The organism is Pseudomonas triclosanedens (genome assembly GCF_026686735.1).
Taxonomy (GTDB): domain Bacteria; phylum Pseudomonadota; class Gammaproteobacteria; order Pseudomonadales; family Pseudomonadaceae; genus Pseudomonas; species Pseudomonas triclosanedens.
In genome coordinates this window covers 607,579-624,582 of the sequence record NZ_CP113432.1, presented here as the reverse complement: position 1 = coordinate 624,582, position 17,004 = coordinate 607,579, and the positions used below count along the sequence as shown (strand labels likewise).

The 17,004-nt window shown below is 62.7% G+C and carries 16 protein-coding genes; 13 read left to right on the top strand and 3 right to left on the bottom strand.

All coding sequences use genetic code 11. The features are described from left to right. Positions 1–92: 92 nt before the first annotated feature. From rsmA to OU419_RS02850, 9 genes are all read left to right on the top strand, one after another. Positions 93–920, top strand: coding sequence for a 16S rRNA (adenine(1518)-N(6)/adenine(1519)-N(6))-dimethyltransferase RsmA (gene rsmA / locus OU419_RS02890; protein WP_254470197.1), 828 nt, complete (start codon positions 93–95; stop codon positions 918–920). Then, the gene (apaG, locus tag OU419_RS02885) at positions 917–1,297 is read left to right on the top strand and encodes a Co2+/Mg2+ efflux protein ApaG (protein ID WP_254470196.1); all 381 of its coding nucleotides are present in this window, start codon (positions 917–919) and stop codon (positions 1,295–1,297) included. Before rsmA ends, apaG begins: the two co-directional genes overlap by 4 nt. Further along, on the top strand, positions 1,297–2,136 hold the full coding sequence (locus OU419_RS02880) for a symmetrical bis(5'-nucleosyl)-tetraphosphatase (protein WP_254470194.1): 840 nt from the start codon (positions 1,297–1,299) through the stop codon (positions 2,134–2,136). The genes apaG and OU419_RS02880 overlap by 1 nt, the downstream gene beginning before the upstream one ends. Next, positions 2,133–2,462 (top strand): thiosulfate sulfurtransferase GlpE, encoded by a 330-nt coding sequence (gene glpE / locus OU419_RS02875; RefSeq protein ID WP_254470193.1) that lies wholly within the window; start codon positions 2,133–2,135, stop codon positions 2,460–2,462. Before OU419_RS02880 ends, glpE begins: the two co-directional genes overlap by 4 nt. Positions 2,463–2,751: 289 nt before the next feature. After that, a complete protein-coding gene (locus OU419_RS02870) occupies positions 2,752–4,674 on the top strand; it encodes a PrkA family serine protein kinase (RefSeq protein ID WP_254470192.1) in 1,923 nt (640 codons plus the stop codon). 90 nt (positions 4,675–4,764) lie between these two features. Continuing rightward, positions 4,765–6,036, top strand: a complete 1,272-nt coding sequence (locus OU419_RS02865; protein ID WP_254470190.1) for a YeaH/YhbH family protein — start codon at positions 4,765–4,767, stop codon at positions 6,034–6,036. Beyond that, the gene (locus OU419_RS02860) at positions 6,033–7,586 is read left to right on the top strand and encodes a SpoVR family protein (protein WP_254470188.1); all 1,554 of its coding nucleotides are present in this window, start codon (positions 6,033–6,035) and stop codon (positions 7,584–7,586) included. Before OU419_RS02865 ends, OU419_RS02860 begins: the two co-directional genes overlap by 4 nt. Before the next feature lie 59 nt (positions 7,587–7,645). Next, entirely contained in the window at positions 7,646–8,155 is a 510-nt protein-coding gene (locus OU419_RS02855) for a DUF4136 domain-containing protein (protein ID WP_254470187.1), read from the top strand. 220 nt (positions 8,156–8,375) lie between these two features. Continuing rightward, positions 8,376–9,605 carry a multifunctional CCA addition/repair protein gene (locus OU419_RS02850; protein WP_254470185.1) on the top strand — a complete coding sequence of 410 codons (1,230 nt, stop codon included), beginning with the start codon at positions 8,376–8,378 and terminating at the stop codon, positions 9,603–9,605. A 157-nt stretch (positions 9,606–9,762) separates the two neighbouring features. Here OU419_RS02850 and folK read toward each other — a convergent pair whose 3' ends face one another. Together folK and folB are read right to left on the bottom strand one after the other, a co-directional pair. Beyond that, entirely contained in the window at positions 9,763–10,299 is a 537-nt protein-coding gene (gene folK, locus OU419_RS02845; protein WP_254470184.1) for a 2-amino-4-hydroxy-6-hydroxymethyldihydropteridine diphosphokinase, read from the bottom strand. Further along, complete coding sequence (gene folB / locus OU419_RS02840; protein WP_254470183.1) at positions 10,290–10,643, bottom strand: dihydroneopterin aldolase; 354 nt, start codon at positions 10,641–10,643, stop codon at positions 10,290–10,292. Before folB ends, folK begins: the two co-directional genes overlap by 10 nt. Positions 10,644–10,724: 81 nt before the next feature. Between folB and plsY the strand changes: the two genes are divergently transcribed. Next, positions 10,725–11,294: a glycerol-3-phosphate 1-O-acyltransferase PlsY gene (plsY, locus tag OU419_RS02835; protein ID WP_254470181.1), complete on the top strand. Its 570-nt coding sequence runs from the start codon at positions 10,725–10,727 to the stop codon at positions 11,292–11,294. Between the two features lie 93 nt (positions 11,295–11,387). Here plsY and tsaD read toward each other — a convergent pair whose 3' ends face one another. Further along, the gene (gene tsaD / locus OU419_RS02830) at positions 11,388–12,413 is read right to left on the bottom strand and encodes a tRNA (adenosine(37)-N6)-threonylcarbamoyltransferase complex transferase subunit TsaD (RefSeq protein ID WP_254470180.1); all 1,026 of its coding nucleotides are present in this window, start codon (positions 12,411–12,413) and stop codon (positions 11,388–11,390) included. A gap of 200 nt (positions 12,414–12,613) precedes the next feature. Between tsaD and rpsU the strand changes: the two genes are divergently transcribed. The 3 genes from rpsU to rpoD all read left to right on the top strand — a co-directional run bounded on the left by rpsU (position 12,614) and on the right by rpoD (position 16,956). After that, a complete protein-coding gene (gene rpsU / locus OU419_RS02825) occupies positions 12,614–12,829 on the top strand; it encodes a 30S ribosomal protein S21 (protein ID WP_003085057.1) in 216 nt (71 codons plus the stop codon). Positions 12,830–13,038: 209 nt separating this feature from the next. After that, positions 13,039–15,021: a DNA primase gene (gene dnaG / locus OU419_RS02820; protein WP_254470179.1), complete on the top strand. Its 1,983-nt coding sequence runs from the start codon at positions 13,039–13,041 to the stop codon at positions 15,019–15,021. Between the two features lie 78 nt (positions 15,022–15,099). Next, entirely contained in the window at positions 15,100–16,956 is a 1,857-nt protein-coding gene (rpoD, locus tag OU419_RS02815) for an RNA polymerase sigma factor RpoD (protein WP_254470177.1), read from the top strand. Positions 16,957–17,004 lie beyond the last annotated feature (48 nt).

The following is a 17,004-nucleotide window of genomic DNA, read 5'->3' as shown; positions in this document are numbered from 1 at the left end:
GTTTCGTGCTGGCCGCACAGGGCTGGTAAACTGATGGTTTTTCGCCTCCAGCTCGCAGCCTAGCGCTCCCAGCTGCTCCTCCGGAGCCATCGATGTCCGAACCTTTCCAACACCGCGCCCGCAAACGCTTCGGCCAGAACTTCCTGCACGATGCCGGGGTGATTCACCGCATCCTGCGCTCCATCGCCCCCAAGGAGGGCCAGCACGTGCTGGAAATCGGCCCGGGCCAGGGTGCCCTGACCGAGGGCCTGGTGGACAGCGGCGCGAAGCTCGACGTGATCGAGCTGGACCTCGACCTGATCCCGCAACTGAAATGGCGCTTCGGCCTCAAGCCCAACTTCAGCCTGCACCAGGGCGACGCCCTGAAGTTCGACTTCGCAAGCCTGGTCGGCGCTGAGGACGATAAGCTCCGCGTGGTCGGCAACCTGCCCTACAACATCTCCACACCGCTGATCTTCCATCTGCTGGACCATGCGCCGATCATTCAGGACATGCACTTCATGCTGCAGAAGGAAGTGGTCGAGCGTCTGGCCGCCGAGCCGGGCAATGGCGACTGGGGCCGCCTGTCGATCATGGTGCAGTATTTCTGCCGGGTGGATTACCTGTTCACCGTCGGCCCCGGCGCGTTCAATCCGCCGCCCAAAGTCGAATCGGCGATCGTCCGCCTGGTGCCCTATAGCGAACTGCCCTATCCGGCCAAGGACCACCGAGTGCTGGAGCGCATCGTCCGCGAAGCCTTCAACCAGCGCCGCAAGACCCTGCGCAACACCCTGCGCGCCCTGATGAGCGTCGAGGACATCGAGGCGGCAGGCGTCGACCCGACCCTGCGCCCGGAGCAACTGAATGTTGCCGACTTCGTGCGCCTGGCGAACCGCCTGTCCGAGATATCCGCCGATACCGCGCAAGGACCCTCCGCATGAGCGACCCGCGCTACAACGTAACCGTCAGCGTCACCACTCGCCATCTGCCGGAGCAGTCGCAGCCCGAGCAGCAGCGCTATGTCTTCGCTTACACCGTGACCATCCACAATCAGGGCGAGCAGGCCGCCAAGCTGCTAACCCGCCACTGGGTCATCACCGATGGCGACGGCCACGTACAGGAAGTGCGCGGCGCCGGTGTCGTCGGCGAGAAGCCGCTGATCGAGCCGGGTGCCAGCCATACCTACACCAGCGGCACCGTGCTCGCCACGAAGGTGGGCAGCATGCACGGCAGCTACGAGATGATCGCCGCCGATGGCCACCATTTCGACGCCAAAATTCCGGTGTTCCGCCTGGCCGTTCCGGGAGCGCTGCACTGATGGCTACCTACGCCGTCGGTGATCTGCAAGGCTGCCTGGAGCCGCTGAAATGCCTGCTCGCACAGGTGAAGTTCGACCCGGCGCAGGACACGCTGTGGCTGGTGGGCGACCTGGTCAACCGCGGGCCGGCATCGCTCGAAACGCTGCGCTACCTGTACGCCATCCGCAATTCGCTGGTCTGTGTGCTGGGCAACCACGACCTGCACCTGATCGCGGTGGCATATAACGCCGAGCGCCTGAAGAAGAACGACACGCTGCGTGAGATCATCGAAGCGCCGGACGGCGCACAGTTGGTCGAATGGCTGAGGCGGATGCCGCTGGTCCACCATGATGCCGAGCGCGACGTCACCCTGGTGCATGCCGGCATCCCGCCGCAATGGTCCATCGAGAAGGCCCTGCTGCGCGCCGCCGAGGTTGAGAAGGCCCTGCGCGATGACACCCAGTTGCCGCTGTTCCTCGATGGCATGTATGGCAACGAGCCGGCCAAGTGGGACAAGAAGCTGCACGGCATCGAGCGCCTGCGGGTGATCACCAATTACTTCACGCGCATGCGCTTCTGCACGCCGGACGGCAGGCTCGACCTGAAGTCCAAGGAAGGTCTGGATACCGCGCCGCCCGGCTACGCACCCTGGTTCAGCTACCCCGAGCGCAAGGCCGCCGGGCGCAGGATCGTCTTTGGACACTGGGCGGCGCTGGAAGGCCAGTGCGATGTCCCCGGCCTCTTCGCCCTGGACACCGGTTGCGTTTGGGGCGGCAGCATGACGCTGATGAACATCGACACCCTGGAGCGCATCACATGCAGTTGCGCGTCCGAAGAAACCCGAGGTAACCCCGCATGAGCGAATTCAAGCGCATCGCCCCCGACCTGGCCCAGCAACTGCGCGAAGGTGGCGCCCAGGTAGTCGACATCCGCGACCCGCAGAGCTTTGCCATTGGCCACATCACTGGCTCCCGCCATATCGACAACTACTCGGTGGCCGATTTCATCCGCGAGGCAGACATGGACGCTCCGCTGGTCGTGGTCTGCTATCACGGCAACTCCAGCCAGAGCGCGGCGGCCTATTTCGTCCAGCAGGGCTTCTCCGAAGTCTACAGCCTCGATGGCGGCTTCGAGCTGTGGCGCAGCGTCTATCCCGCGGATACCAGCGCTGGCGGCGCTGACTGAACGGCCCTGCAAAGGGGATGGAATCGCCCCTTCAAAAAATCTGTAACTTCTCGCGCTTTCGCCCTTTACAGGCCGGATAACGAACTATCCTTTCCCTCAGGCCATCCAAAACAGGGAGAGCCGGCACACCGGCTTCCGGGTAATCGGCAGTGACCATTTGGGGCGGATCAGGGCTATGGCCAGGTTCCGTTGGAGTTCTGGGGGATTCTCGCCGGCTTCACTGGCGGCCCGACCGCACCCGCACACGACCGATCCCGCGCCGGCTCCATGCATCGAGCGAGGAGACGTCATGAGCATTTTCAGTCACTTCCAGGAACGCTTCGAAGCGACCCGCCAAGAGGAATACTCCCTGCAGGAGTACCTGGATCTCTGCAAGCAGGACAAGACCGCCTACGCCACCGCCGCCGAACGGATGCTGATGGCCATCGGTGAGCCCGAATTACTCGACACGTCCGTCGATTCCCGCCTGTCGCGAATCTTCTCCAACAAGGTGATTCGCCAATACCCGGCCTTTGCCGACTTCCACGGCATGGAAGAGTGCATCGACCAGATAGTCGCCTTCTTCCGCCATGCCGCCCAGGGCCTGGAAGAGAAGAAGCAGATCCTTTACCTGCTGGGCCCGGTGGGCGGCGGCAAATCGTCCCTTGCCGAAAAGCTCAAGCAATTGATGGAACGCATACCTTTCTATGCCATCAAGGGCTCGCCGGTATTCGAGTCCCCCCTGGGGCTGTTCAACCCGGACGAAGACGGTGCCATCCTCGAGGAAGACTACGGCATTCCCCGGCGCTACCTGCGCTCGGTGATGTCGCCGTGGGCGACCAAACGGCTCAACGAGTTCGGCGGCGACATCAGCCAGTTCCGCGTGGTCAAGCTGCACCCGTCGATCCTCAATCAGATCGCAATCGCCAAGACCGAACCGGGCGACGAGAACAACCAGGACATTTCCGCCCTGGTCGGCAAGGTGGATATCCGCAAGCTGGAGGAATACCCGCAGAACGACGCAGACGCCTATAGCTACTCGGGTGCGCTGTGCCGGGCCAACCAGGGCCTGATGGAATTCGTCGAGATGTTCAAGGCGCCGATCAAGGTCCTGCACCCCTTGCTCACCGCCACCCAGGAAGGCAACTACAACAGTACCGAGGGCCTGGGTTCCCTGCCCTACAGCGGCATCATCCTCGCCCACTCCAACGAATCGGAGTGGCACAGCTTCCGCAACAACAAGAACAACGAGGCGTTCATCGACCGTATCTACATCGTCAAGGTGCCGTACTGCCTGCGCGTCTCCGATGAGATCAAGATCTACGACAAACTGCTCATCAACAGCTCCCTGGCGCACGCCCACTGCGCGCCGGACACCCTGAAGATGCTCTCGCAGTTCTCCGTGCTCTCGCGCCTGAAGGAGCCGGAAAACTCCAATATCTACTCGAAGATGCGCGTCTACGACGGCGAGAACCTCAAGGACACCGACCCCAAGGCCAAGTCGATCCAGGAATATCGCGACGCCGCGGGAGTCGACGAAGGCATGGCCGGACTTTCCACTCGTTTTGCCTTCAAGATCCTGTCGAAGGTATTCAACTTCGACCCTCACGAAGTGGCAGCCAACCCGGTCCACCTGCTCTACGTGCTGGAGCAACAGATCGAGCAGGAACAGTTCCCGCCGGAAACCCGCGAGCGCTACCTGCGCTTCCTGAAGGAGTACCTGGCGCCGCGCTATGTCGAGTTCATCGGCAAGGAGATCCAGACTGCATATCTGGAGTCCTACAGCGAGTACGGGCAGAACATCTTCGACCGCTACGTTCTATACGCCGACTTCTGGATCCAGGACCAGGAATACCGCGACCCGGAAACCGGAGAAATACTCAATCGCGCGGCCCTCAACGAGGAACTGGAGAAGATCGAGAAACCCGCCGGCATCAGCAATCCGAAGGATTTCCGCAACGAAATCGTCAACTTCGTGCTGCGTGCCCGGGCCGGCAACAACGGCAAGAACCCGAGTTGGCTGTCGTACGAGAAGCTGCGGGTGGTGATCGAGAAGAAAATGTTCTCCAACACCGAGGACCTGCTGCCGGTCATCAGCTTCAACGCCAAGGCGAGCAAGGAGGATCAGCAGAAGCACAACGACTTCGTCAAACGCATGGTCGAGCGCGGCTATACCGAGAAGCAGGTACGCCTGCTGTCGGAATGGTATCTGCGGGTTCGCAAGTCGCAGTAGTCTGCCATCGGCGCGGCGGAAACCGCCGCGCCGGTCGCTTTCGGGTCCGTAGCGGTTCCGCCGCTGCGCAGCAGGCCCTGAGGAGCATTCATGAGCTACGTCATCGACCGGCGTCTGAACGGCAAGAACAAGAGCACGGTGAACCGCCAGCGTTTCCTGCGGCGCTACCGTGAGCACATCAAGAAGGCCGTCGAAGAGGCCGTCAGCCGCCGCTCCATCACCGATATGGAACATGGCGAGCAGATCAGCATTCCCGGTCGCGATATCGACGAACCGGTGTTGCACCACGGGCGCGGCGGCAAGCAGACCGTCGTTCATCCCGGCAACAAGGAATTCACCACTGGCGAACATATCCCGCGCCCCCAGGGAGGTGGCGGCGGTCGTGGCGCCGGCAAGGCCAGCAACCAGGGCGACGGGATGGACGACTTCGTCTTCCAGATCACCCAGGAAGAGTTCCTCGACTTCATGTTCGAGGACCTGGAGCTGCCCAACCTGGTCAAGCGCCACCTCACCGGCAGTGACACCTTCAAGACCGTGCGCGCCGGCATCAGCAACGAAGGCAACCCCTCGCGCATCAACATCGTCCGCACGCTGCGCTCGGCCCATGCACGACGCATCGCACTTTCCGGCTCCACCCGCGGCAAGCTGCGCGCCGCGCTGACGGAGCTGGATCGCCTCAAGCGCGAGGAGCCGGACAACCTCGGCGATATTCAGGAGCTGGAGCAGAAGATCGCCGCCATGCGCGCGCGCATCGACAAGGTGCCCTTCCTCGACACCTTCGACCTCAAATACAACCTGCTGGTCAAACAACCCAACCCGACGTCCAAGGCCGTGATGTTCTGCCTGATGGACGTTTCCGGCTCGATGACCCAGGCCACCAAGGACATCGCCAAGCGCTTCTTCATCCTTCTCTACCTGTTCCTCAAGCGGAACTACGAGAAGATCGAAGTCGTGTTCATCCGCCACCACACCAGCGCCCGCGAGGTGGATGAGGAAGAATTCTTCTACTCCCGCGAAACTGGCGGCACCATCGTCTCCAGCGCGCTCAAGCTGATGCAGGAAGTCATGAGCGAGCGCTACCCCACCAACGAGTGGAACATCTACGCCGCCCAGGCATCCGACGGCGACAACTGGAACGACGACTCGCCAGTCTGCCGCGATATCCTGATGAAGCAGATCATGCCGTTCGTGCAGTACTACACCTACGTCGAGATCACCCCGCGCGAGCACCAGGCGCTATGGTTCGAGTACGAGAAGATCCGCGAAACCTTCGAGGACAGCTTCGCCCAGCAGCAGATCGTCTCGTCCTCGGACATCTATCCGGTCTTCCGCGAGCTGTTCCAGAGGAGGCTCGTCGCATGAGCAAGCGCCAGCCGATTGCCACCGGCTCGGAGTGGACCTTCGAGCTGATCCAGCAGTACGACCGCGAGATCAGTCGGCTCGCCGAGCGCTACGCGCTGGACACCTACCCCAACCAGATCGAAGTGATCACCGCCGAGCAGATGATGGATGCCTACGCTTCGGTCGGCATGCCCATCGGATATAACCACTGGTCTTATGGCAAACACTTCCTCAGCACGGAAAAGAACTACAAACGCGGGCAGATGGGGCTGGCGTACGAGATCGTGATCAACTCCGATCCGTGCATCGCCTACCTGATGGAAGAGAACACCCAGTGCATGCAGGCACTGGTCATCGCCCACGCCTGCTACGGGCATAACAGCTTCTTCAAGGGCAACTACCTGTTCCGCACCTGGACCGACGCCACCTCGATCATCGACTACCTGGTGTTCGCCAAGTCCTACATCAGCAAGTGCGAGGAACGTTACGGCATCGACGCCGTGGAAGACCTGCTGGACTCCTGCCACGCCCTGATGAACTATGGCGTGGACCGCTACAAGCGGCCCTATCCGATCTCCGCCGAGGAGGAGCGGCAACGCCAGAAGGAGCGGGAAGAGCAGATCCAGCGCCAGGTCAACGACCTCTGGCGGACCATCCCCAAGGCCGCCGGAAAGGACAAGGAACAGGGCCTGGCCCGCTATCCCAGCGAGCCCCAGGAAAATATCCTGTACTTCATCGAGAAGAACGCCCCGCTGCTAGAACCCTGGCAGCGCGAAGTCGTGCGCATTGTGCGCAAGGTCGCGCAGTACTTCTACCCGCAGCGCCAGACCCAGGTAATGAACGAAGGTTGGGCAACTTTCTGGCACTACACGCTGATCAACGACCTCTACGACGAAGGGCTGGTCAGCGACGGCTTCATGATGGAGTTCCTCCAGTACCACACCAGCGTGATCTACCAGCCAGGCTTCGACAGCCCCTACTACAGCGGCATCAACCCCTATGCGCTGGGCTTCGCCATGTACCGCGACATCCGCCGGATCTGCGAGACTCCCACAGAGGAAGACAGGCGCTGGTTCCCGGATATCGCCGGCAGCGACTGGCTGGCCACGCTCAAATTCGCCATGAAGAGCTTCAAGGACGAAAGCTTCATCCTGCAGTTCCTTTCACCCAAGGTGATCCGCGAGTTCAAGTTGTTCAGCATCCTCGACGACGACCAGAAGGACGACATGCTGGTCGATGCCATCCATGACGACGACGGATACCGCAAGATCCGCGAAACCCTGGCGGCGCAGTACAACCTCGGCAACCGCGAGCCGAACATCCAGATCTGGGACGTCGACCGCCGCGGCGACCGCTCGCTGACCCTGCGCCACCAGCAACATGACCGCAAACCGCTGGGCGAATCCACCGACGACGTGCTCAAGCACCTGCATCGCCTGTGGGGCTTCGACATCCACCTGGAAACCCTGCAGGGGGAAAACCTGGTCAACACCTTCCACATGCCCCCAAAGGGTGAACGCGACAGCGAGGAAGGCTACCCACGGCTCGACCTGATCATCCCACCCATTTGATCGGTTGACCGGTGCGAGCGGCGAATTCCAGCATGGCGAGACTCCCCACGGAGATCGCCATGCGCCTGTTCGCCATCCTCCTTCTCTGCCTCGCTGTCGCGACCTGCACCACCCATACGCCGCAGGCCCAGGTATCCCATCCGGCCGATGCGCGTCTGGAGGCGCTGCGCGACTTCCAACTGATGCCGCCGGAAAACGCCATCGACGCCCTGCCCTATCGCAACCGCTACCCGCTGATCAACGCACAGGTGCGCCAGGGCCTGATCGAACACGGCTACCGGGAAAGCGCCACACCGCAGATCCGCGTCTATTACTGGCTGGCGCTGCGTGATGCGCCGCTGGAGTTCAAGGTCGACGCGCCGCCACCGGACCCGCTGGGGCCGTACCTCGCCATCCACCGCTTGCGCGACGAAACCGGCACGCTGCGCCTGCGGCTCACCGACGTCCAGGACCAGACGCTCTGGGAAGGCACCGTCAGCACCGGCCTGAGCCCCGCCCACTCCAGCGCCGCCCTGCTACAAGGTGCCATCGATGCACTGCTGCGACAGGTTCCTGCCGCCGCTCTCTAACGCCCCGCCTGGAACAACCGCCCAGGGCAGAGATGCAGGGTGGCGTGGAGCAATACTCATCAATCATCGAGCAACCGTGTTGATGGGTATCGCTTCACGATACCCATCCTGCAACCGACGTCGGTTCCGGCTGGTGCTCCCACACACATTCCTGCGGTCCGCCACCCTTGCCCCTCTCGCCGCAAAGCCTGAAGCTATCCCCATGACAGGAGAGAGTTTCATGCAGATCTACAAGGTCGGCGGCGCAGTGCGCGATCGCCTGCTCAACCGCCCGTTCAGCGATACCGACTGGGTGGTGGTGGGAGCCAGCGCCGACGACATGCTCGCCCAGGGCTACCGTCCGGTCGGTGCCGACTTTCCGGTATTCATCCACCCACAGAGCGGCGAGGAGTACGCCCTGGCACGAACCGAGCGGAAAAGCGGGCGTGGCTATGGCGGCTTCACCTTCTACGCCAGCCCGGACGTCACCCTCGAAGAAGACCTGATCCGCCGCGACCTGACCATCAACGCGATGGCGGAAGACACACATGGCCGGGTCATAGACCCCTATGGCGGCCAGCACGACCTCCAGGCGCGGCTACTGCGCCACGTTTCCCCCGCCTTCGCCGAAGATCCGCTACGGGTACTGCGGGTCGCGCGCTTCGCGGCGCGCTATGCGCCGCTGGGCTTTTCCGTGGCACCGGAAACCCAGGCGCTGATGCGCGAGCTATCGGAATCCGGTGAACTGGAAGCACTCACCGCGGAACGCAGCTGGAAGGAAATTTCCCGCGCCCTGATGGAGCCGCGCCCCGACGTCTTCATCCAGGTCCTGCGCGACTGCGGCGCGCTGACCGTCCTGATGCCGGAAGTCGACGCGCTGTTCGGTGTCCCGCAGCCTCCGCAGCACCATCCGGAAGTGGATGCCGGCGAGCATGTATTGGCCGTGCTGCGCCAGTGCGCCGAGCACGATCAGCCGCTCAGCGTACGCTGGGCCTGCCTGGCGCATGACGTCGGCAAGGGAAAGACACCCCCGGAAGACTGGCCGAAGCACCACGCCCATGAACATCTCGGTCTGCCGCTGATTGCGGCGCTCAACGCGCGTTTCAAGGTGCCACGCGACTGCCAGGAGCTGGCGCAACTGGTCGGCGAATATCACACCCACGCGCACCGGGCGCTGGAACTGCGGCCCAACACCATCCTTGACCTGCTGCAGTCCTTCGACGTCTATCGACGTCCGCAACGCTTCGAAGAGTTCATCTCCGCCAGCGAAATGGACGCCCGCGGCCGCCACGGACTGGAACTGCGCGAATACCCGCAGGCTGACTACCTGCGCGGCGCGGCGCAGGCGGCGCGCGCGGTCGCCGTGCAGCCGCTGCTGGAGAAGGGATACAAGGGGGCGGAGCTTGGCGAAGCGCTCAAGCGCGAACGCCTGGCGGCCATCAAGGCTTACAAGGAAAGCTACGCAGGCTGAAGGCGGGAGTCCTGCTGAAGCGACAGGAGTGGCGGGGATGCACGGAGCGATCCCCGTCTAGCATCACGTAACGGGATGATGGGTATCGCGACTACCGACTCCGACGCTCTGCGCGTTCGCGGCGGGCCGCATCGCGCCAGTCCGGGGCTGCCTTGGCTCAGGCAGCCGGATGCGCCTCGATCAGCGCTGCCGGCGTCAGTTCCAAGCCGCGCCACTGGAAGGGTACCGGCCACAGGCGCTGCGCGATGTGCGCTTCGCCCCACAGATCGGCGAATGTCCGCTGAACACCAGGATGCTCCAACTGTGGCGCCAGGAGCGCCAGCGGCCAGAGCACGAAGGCATTCTTCAGTACCTCGGCGCGTGGCAGCACCAGGCCATCGAACTCGCCGACCAGATCGCCGTACAGCAGCACGTCGATATCCAGCGGCAGCCCCTTGCGCTCCGGGGCGTAGCGGCCGTTATCCGCCTCGATGTGCTTGAGGCGCAGACTCAGTTCAGCCAGCGGCAGCGAAGTTTTCGCCACCACCACAAAGTTGTAGAACGGACCGCTGCGAATCCCCACCGGCTCGCTCTCGAACACAGGAGAGCAGTGAATTTCGAGCAGAAAGCCGTCCAGCGCCTCAAGCCCGGCGACCAGATGGCGCTCGCGCTCGACGTTGCTGCCAAGCCCCAGGTACACCGTGGTCAGCGACATCCGCGTTCGATCTCCACGCCCACACCCACCGCGGCGGCAACCGCGCCCGGCTTGGTGACCTTGAGGCGCAGCCAGCGAATGCCGAACTCCGACATCAGCAGTGCGGCCAATCGCTCGGCGAAGGTCTCGACCAACTGGAAGTGCGCATCGCGGGCATAGGCCATGACACGCTCCGACAGCACCGCGTAATCCAGGGCCTTGGCGATATCGTCACCGGCCGCAGCAGGCTGGATATCCCAGCCCAGCGTCAGATCCAGGCGCAGACACTGGCGAATGCCGCGCTCCCAGTCGTAGACGCCGATCACAGTATCGACCTCAAGCCCCTCGATGAAAACTATGTCCACTCGCTGCATGCTCCAAGGCGGCCACGACAATCCCGTGCCACCCCGTTAGAATCGGAAACGACCTCGCCTCCGGTGGAAACCATGTTCTGGTTCTTGGCGATCCTCGCCTACCTGCTCGGATCACTGTCCTTCGCGGTACTCCTCAGTCGCCTGTTCGGCACTGCCGACCCGCGCGCCAGCGGCTCGGGCAATCCTGGCGCCACCAATATGCTTCGTCTGGCGGGCAAGAAACTCGCCATACTCACACTGCTTGGCGACCTCGCCAAGGGCCTGCTTCCCGTCCTTATCGCCCGCCTGCTCGGCCTTTCCGACATGCAGCAGGCCTGGGTAGGGTTAGCAGCGGTAATCGGCCACCTCTACCCGCTGTACTTCAACTTCCGTGGCGGCAAGGGCGTGGCCACCGCCGCCGGCATGCTGCTGGCACTCTACCCGCCAGCCGCGCTGCTCGCCGCGGTCGCCTGGCTGGTCACCTTCAAGCTGTCGCGCACCAGCTCGCTCGCTTCGCTGGTCGCCACGCCGCTGACCCTGCCGCTGCTGGCCTGGCAGGAACCTTCGGCGCTACTGCCGATGACGGTGCTCACCGGGCTGATCGTCTGGCGTCATCGCAGCAACCTGCGCGACCTCATCGCCGGGCGCGAACGCCACTTCTGACCCGCCAGCTTCCCGTCCGGCGCACCGTGCTGCAAGCGAAAATACGGCCCATGCCGCTCAGAGCATGGGCCGCGTCGTTTGCAGCTTCACTATTCATATGGCCGGCAGCGACTCCATCGACCAGCGTGCCTGCACACCGATCGAAGGCCCATCCTTCTGCCCGGCCAGCAACCGCTGACAGCCGGCATAGGCGATCATCGCGCCGTTATCGGTACAGAAACGCGGGCGCGCATAGAACACCTGCCCCTTCATCTCGCCGAGCATCTTTTCCAGGTTCTGGCGCAGAGCCCGGTTGGCGCTCACGCCGCCGGCGATGACCAGACTCTTCAGATGCGTCTGCTTCAATGCGCGGCGACACTTGATCGTCAGCGTCTCCACCACCGCGGTCTGGAACGCCAGCGCGATGTCGCAACGCGTCTGCTCATTGTCGTCCCCCTCGGCAACGCAGCGCTGCCAGGTATTGAGCGCGAAGGTCTTGAGACCACTGAAACTGAAATCGAGACCGGGACGATCAGTCATCGGCCTCGGAAAAACGAAGCGCCCGGGCGTACCGCGCTCGGCCAGGCGAGCGATCTCCGGACCACCGGGATAGCCCAGGCCGAGCAGCTTGGCAGTCTTGTCGAAGGCTTCGCCGGCGGCATCGTCCACCGACTCGCCAAGCAGTTGGTAGCGGCCGATGCCGTCAACCCGCACGAGTTGGGTGTGGCCGCCGGAAACCAGCAAGGCGACGAACGGAAACTTCGGCGGCTGCTCTTCGAGCATCGGGGCCAGCAGATGTCCTTCCATATGGTGCACGCCGACGGCCGGCACACCCCAGGCGAACGCCATTGCCTGCGCGCAGGACGCGCCGACCAGCAGTGCGCCGACCAGGCCGGGACCGGCGGTATAGGCAATGGCATCGATGTCTTCAGGCTTGCAGCCGGACTCGTCGAGGACCTGGCGGATCAGCGGCAGCATGCGCTTGACGTGATCGCGGGACGCAAGTTCCGGTACAACGCCGCCGTAGACGCGGTGCAGGTCGATCTGACTGAACAGCGCGTCGGCCAGCAGGCCTTTCTCGCTGTCGTAAAGCGCGACGCCGGTTTCGTCGCAGGAGGTTTCCAACCCCAGCACTCGCATGGGCTTGAGCCTTTACTCTGGGCAAAATTGAAGCCGCGCATCATAATCGGCGGCTTGGTTTCGGACCAGCGCTTTTCGATCGGAGGCTTTGCATTCCTCCGTCCGAACCGTTAATATCCGCAACCCTTGAAAACCGCCGACTCCGAACAACCGTCAGGAGCGCGATAAATCCTCCGGTAATCATTGAAGGTACGACCTGGATGCCCGCCGTCAAAGTTAAAGAGAACGAACCCTTCGACGTAGCCCTGCGTCGTTTCAAGCGCTCCTGCGAAAAAGCAGGCGTACTGGCCGAAGTCCGTAGCCGCGAGTTCTACGAAAAGCCGACCGCCGAGCGCAAGCGCAAGGCTGCTGCCGCTGTAAAGCGTCACGCCAAGAAAGTGCAGCGCGAACAGCGCCGCCGCGAGCGCCTGTACTGAGTTACAGCGCTACGCCGCACGCTTTCCGCATCGCCCGGCCCACTCGCCGGGCGAGTGCCTGATACAAGGCACGACTACTCCGATTCGCTCCGGCGAACTTCGGAGTTTTTGCTTTTCAAGCCCCATGCTTACGTTCAGACCCATGAATTGCCACTCACGGCCTTGCCGCCGAGAGTATGCTTGGGCCTTCCCTGCGTCCCGACGAGTCTATGGCCGGCCTGATTCCACAATCCTTCATCGATGACCTACTCAACCGCACCGACATTCTCGATGTGGTGAGTTCGCGCATTCAACTGAAGAAGACCGGCAAGAACTACAGCGCCTGCTGCCCGTTCCACAAGGAAAAGACCCCCTCTTTCACGGTCAGCCCGGACAAGCAGTTCTACTACTGCTTCGGCTGCGGCGCTGGAGGCAACGCACTCGGCTTCATCATGGACCACGACCAACTGGACTTCGTCCAGGCAGTCGAGGAACTGGCCAAGCGCGCCGGCATGGACGTCCCGCACGAGGAGGGTCGGCGCGGCAACAAGCCACGGCAGCCGGTGGATTCACCACTCTACCCGCTGCTCGCTTCCGCCGCCGAGTTCTACCGCCAGGCGCTGAAAAGCCATCCCGCCCGCAAAGCTGCCGTGGAATACCTCAAGGGCCGCGGCCTGACCGGCGAGATCGCGCGCGACTTCGGCCTCGGCTTCGCACCGCCCGGCTGGGACAACCTGCTCAAGAACCTGGGCGGCGACAACCTCCAGCTCAAAGCCATGCTCGACGCCGGCCTGCTGGTGGAAAACCCGGACAGCGGCAAGCGCTACGACCGCTTCCGCGACCGGGTCATATTTCCAATCCGCGATAGCCGAGGCCGGGTTATCGCCTTTGGCGGCCGGGTACTGGGCGACGACAAGCCGAAATACCTGAACTCTCCGGAAACCGCCGTCTTCCACAAGGGGCAGGAGCTGTACGGCCTGTACGAAGCCAGGAAGAACAACCGCGACCTCGACGAAATCATGGTGGTCGAAGGCTACATGGATGTCATCGCGCTCGCCCAGCAAGGCATCCGGAATGCCGTGGCCACGCTTGGCACCGCCACCAGCGAAGAACATATCAAGCGCCTGTTCCGCATCGTGCCGAACATCCTGTTCTGCTTCGACGGTGACCAGGCTGGCCGCAACGCCGCGTGGCGCGCGCTGGAGTCCGCGCTGCCCAACCTGCAGGATGGCCGCAAGGTGCGTTTCCTGTTCCTGCCCGAAGGCGAGGACCCGGACAGCCTGGTACGAGCCGAAGGCCCGGACGCCTTCCGTGCGCGCCTCGTGCAGCAGGCACAACCGCTGGCTGACTACTTCTTCCAGCAGCTGACCCAGGAAGCCGACCCGAGCACCCTGGAAGGCAAGGCACACCTGGCGACCCTCGCCGGCCCGCTGCTGGAGAAGATCCCCGGCAATACCCTGCGACTGCTGATGCGCCAGCGCCTGGGCGAGATCACAGGCCTGAGCGGTGACGCACTCAGCCAGCTCGGCGCACCACGCCAGAGCGTTAGCGGGGCATCGCATGCGGCCGAACAGCACAGCCATGAGTATGCCGACTACGACACCGGGCACTTCGCCGACCACGGCGACAGCCATTACCAGGATGCGTCGAGCTATTTCGAAGCACCGAAGGACTTCTCCGGCGGCAACCAGCAAGGCAAGAAGCCGTGGAAAGGCGAGCGCAAGTGGGACGGCAAGGGCAGGAAAGGCAATTTTGCGCCACGCCAGCCACGCACCGAAGTCAGTGTCGAATCACCGACCCTGACCGCCCTGCGCACGCTCCTGCACCATCCGCAACTGGCGCAGAAGGTCGAGGATGCCAGCCACTTCGCCAACGAAGGGCAAACCTACTCGCAACTGCTCGCAGCGCTGGTCGAGGCGCTGCAGAAGAACCCCGGCCAACGCTCGATGCACCTGATCGCGCGCTGGCACGGCACACCGCAAGGCCGCCTGCTGCAGGTTTTGGCAGAAAAGGAATGGCTGATCGATCAGGGTAATCTTGAAAAGCAGTTCATCGACACCATTACTACACTTGCACACAGTCAACTGCACAACAGCCGCGAAGCGCGCCTGCGCAATGTGATGCAGAAGAGTCCCAGTGAACTGACTGACGAAGAGAAAGCGTTACTGAGGGAGCACTTCAGCACCCCCTCTTCACCAGGCCCCCAGAGCTGAACTGGCGCCTGAAGCCTCGAATCTGGTATAATCCTCGGCTTATTTCAGCCCGCCAAGACCTTCAGTGGATAGGGTGTTATGTCCGGAAAAGCGCAACAGCAATCTCGTCTCAAAGAGTTGATCACCCGTGGTCGTGAGCAGGGCTACCTGACTTACGCCGAGGTCAATGACCACCTGCCGGAGGATATCTCCGATCCGGAACAGGTAGAAGACATCATCCGCATGATCAACGACATGGGGATCAACGTATTCGAGACAGCCCCGGATGCGGATGCCCTGTTGCTGGCGGAAACCGACACCGACGAGGCCGCCGCCGAGGAAGCCGCCGCAGCCCTGGCTGCGGTCGAAAGCGACGTTGGCCGCACGACCGACCCGGTGCGCATGTACATGCGTGAAATGGGCACCGTGGAACTTCTGACCCGCGAAGGCGAAATCGAAATCGCCAAGCGCATCGAAGAAGGCATCCGCGAGGTAATGAGTGCCATCGCCCAGTTCCCTGGCGCGGTGGACGGCATTCTCGACGAATATCAGCGGGTAGTCTCCGAGGGTGGCCGCCTGTCCGATATCCTGAGCGGCTACATCGACCCGGATGACGGCTCCCTGCCGGCCGAAGAGGTCGAACCTGTCGATCTGAAAGACGACAGCGCCGACTCCAAGGAAAAGGACGAGGAAGACGAAGAGGGCGATGGCGAAAGCTCCGATAGCGATGACGAAGGCGATGGCGGTCCGGATCCGGAAGAAGCCGCTCGTCGTTTCGGCGCGGTTTCCGAGCAGCTTGAAAAAGCCAAGAAGGCCCTGAAGAAGCATGGTCGCGGCAGCAAGCAGGCCAGCGAGGAGCTGCTCGCTCTCGCAGAACTGTTCATGCCGATCAAGCTGGTACCCAAGCAGTTCGACGTACTGGTCGCCAAGGTCCGCGATTCGCTGGACAGCGTCCGTCGCCAGGAACGCGCCATCATGCAACTGTGCGTCCGCGACGCCCGTATGCCGCGCGCCGATTTCCTGCGCCAGTTCCCCGGCCATGAAACCGACACTGCATGGGTCGACAGCGTACTCAAGGGCAAGCCCAAGTACGCCGAGGCTATCGAACGCCTGAAGGACGACATCCAGCGCAACCAGCAGAAGCTGGCCGACCTGGAAGCCAGCTCGCAACTGACCGTCGCCGAGATCAAGGACGTCAACCGTGCCATGTCCATCGGCGAGGCCAAGGCCCGCCGCGCCAAGAAGGAAATGGTCGAGGCGAACCTGCGCCTGGTGATTTCCATCGCCAAGAAGTACACCAACCGCGGCCTGCAGTTCCTCGACCTGATCCAGGAAGGCAACATCGGCCTGATGAAGGCAGTGGACAAGTTCGAATACCGCCGCGGCTACAAGTTCTCGACCTACGCCACCTGGTGGATTCGCCAGGCGATCACCCGCTCGATCGCCGACCAGGCACGCACCATCCGTATCCCGGTGCACATGATCGAGACGATCAACAAGCTCAACCGCATCTCCCGCCAGATGCTGCAGGAGATGGGCCGCGAACCGACGCCGGAAGAGCTGGGCGAACGCATGGACATGCCGGAAGACAAGATCCGCAAGGTCCTGAAGATCGCCAAGGAACCGATCTCCATGGAAACGCCGATCGGTGATGACGAAGACTCGCACCTGGGCGACTTCATCGAGGACTCCACCATGCAGTCGCCGATCGAAGTGGCGACCAGCGAGAGCCTCAAGGAAGCTACCCGCGAAGTACTCGCCGGCCTGACCGCTCGCGAAGCCAAGGTCCTGCGCATGCGCTTCGGCATCGACATGAATACCGATCACACCCTCGAGGAAGTCGGCAAGCAGTTCGATGTGACCCGTGAGCGTATCCGCCAGATCGAAGCCAAGGCGTTGCGCAAGCTACGCCACCCGTCGCGAAGTGAGCATCTGCGCTCCTTCCTGGACGAGTGATGAGAAACCCCCGGCCTGAAACCGGGGGTTTTTCTTTAGGCCTTCCAC

Coding starts and splice junctions, on each gene's coding strand:
- OU419_RS02880 (WP_254470194.1), top strand. CDS start 1,297: ATGGCTACCTACGCCGTCGGTGATCTGCAAGGCTGCCTGGAGCCGCTG.
- glpE (WP_254470193.1), top strand. CDS start 2,133: ATGAGCGAATTCAAGCGCATCGCCCCCGACCTGGCCCAGCAACTGCGC.
- folK (WP_254470184.1), bottom strand. CDS start 10,299: ATGTCGCTGACCACGGTGTACCTGGGGCTTGGCAGCAACGTCGAGCGC.
- plsY (WP_254470181.1), top strand. CDS start 10,725: ATGTTCTGGTTCTTGGCGATCCTCGCCTACCTGCTCGGATCACTGTCC.
- OU419_RS02855 (WP_254470187.1), top strand. CDS start 7,646: ATGCGCCTGTTCGCCATCCTCCTTCTCTGCCTCGCTGTCGCGACCTGC.
- rsmA (WP_254470197.1), top strand. CDS start 93: ATGTCCGAACCTTTCCAACACCGCGCCCGCAAACGCTTCGGCCAGAAC.
- OU419_RS02865 (WP_254470190.1), top strand. CDS start 4,765: ATGAGCTACGTCATCGACCGGCGTCTGAACGGCAAGAACAAGAGCACG.
- OU419_RS02860 (WP_254470188.1), top strand. CDS start 6,033: ATGAGCAAGCGCCAGCCGATTGCCACCGGCTCGGAGTGGACCTTCGAG.
- OU419_RS02850 (WP_254470185.1), top strand. CDS start 8,376: ATGCAGATCTACAAGGTCGGCGGCGCAGTGCGCGATCGCCTGCTCAAC.
- tsaD (WP_254470180.1), bottom strand. CDS start 12,413: ATGCGAGTGCTGGGGTTGGAAACCTCCTGCGACGAAACCGGCGTCGCG.
- dnaG (WP_254470179.1), top strand. CDS start 13,039: ATGGCCGGCCTGATTCCACAATCCTTCATCGATGACCTACTCAACCGC.
- apaG (WP_254470196.1), top strand. CDS start 917: ATGAGCGACCCGCGCTACAACGTAACCGTCAGCGTCACCACTCGCCAT.
- rpoD (WP_254470177.1), top strand. CDS start 15,100: ATGTCCGGAAAAGCGCAACAGCAATCTCGTCTCAAAGAGTTGATCACC.
- OU419_RS02870 (WP_254470192.1), top strand. CDS start 2,752: ATGAGCATTTTCAGTCACTTCCAGGAACGCTTCGAAGCGACCCGCCAA.
- rpsU (WP_003085057.1), top strand. CDS start 12,614: ATGCCCGCCGTCAAAGTTAAAGAGAACGAACCCTTCGACGTAGCCCTG.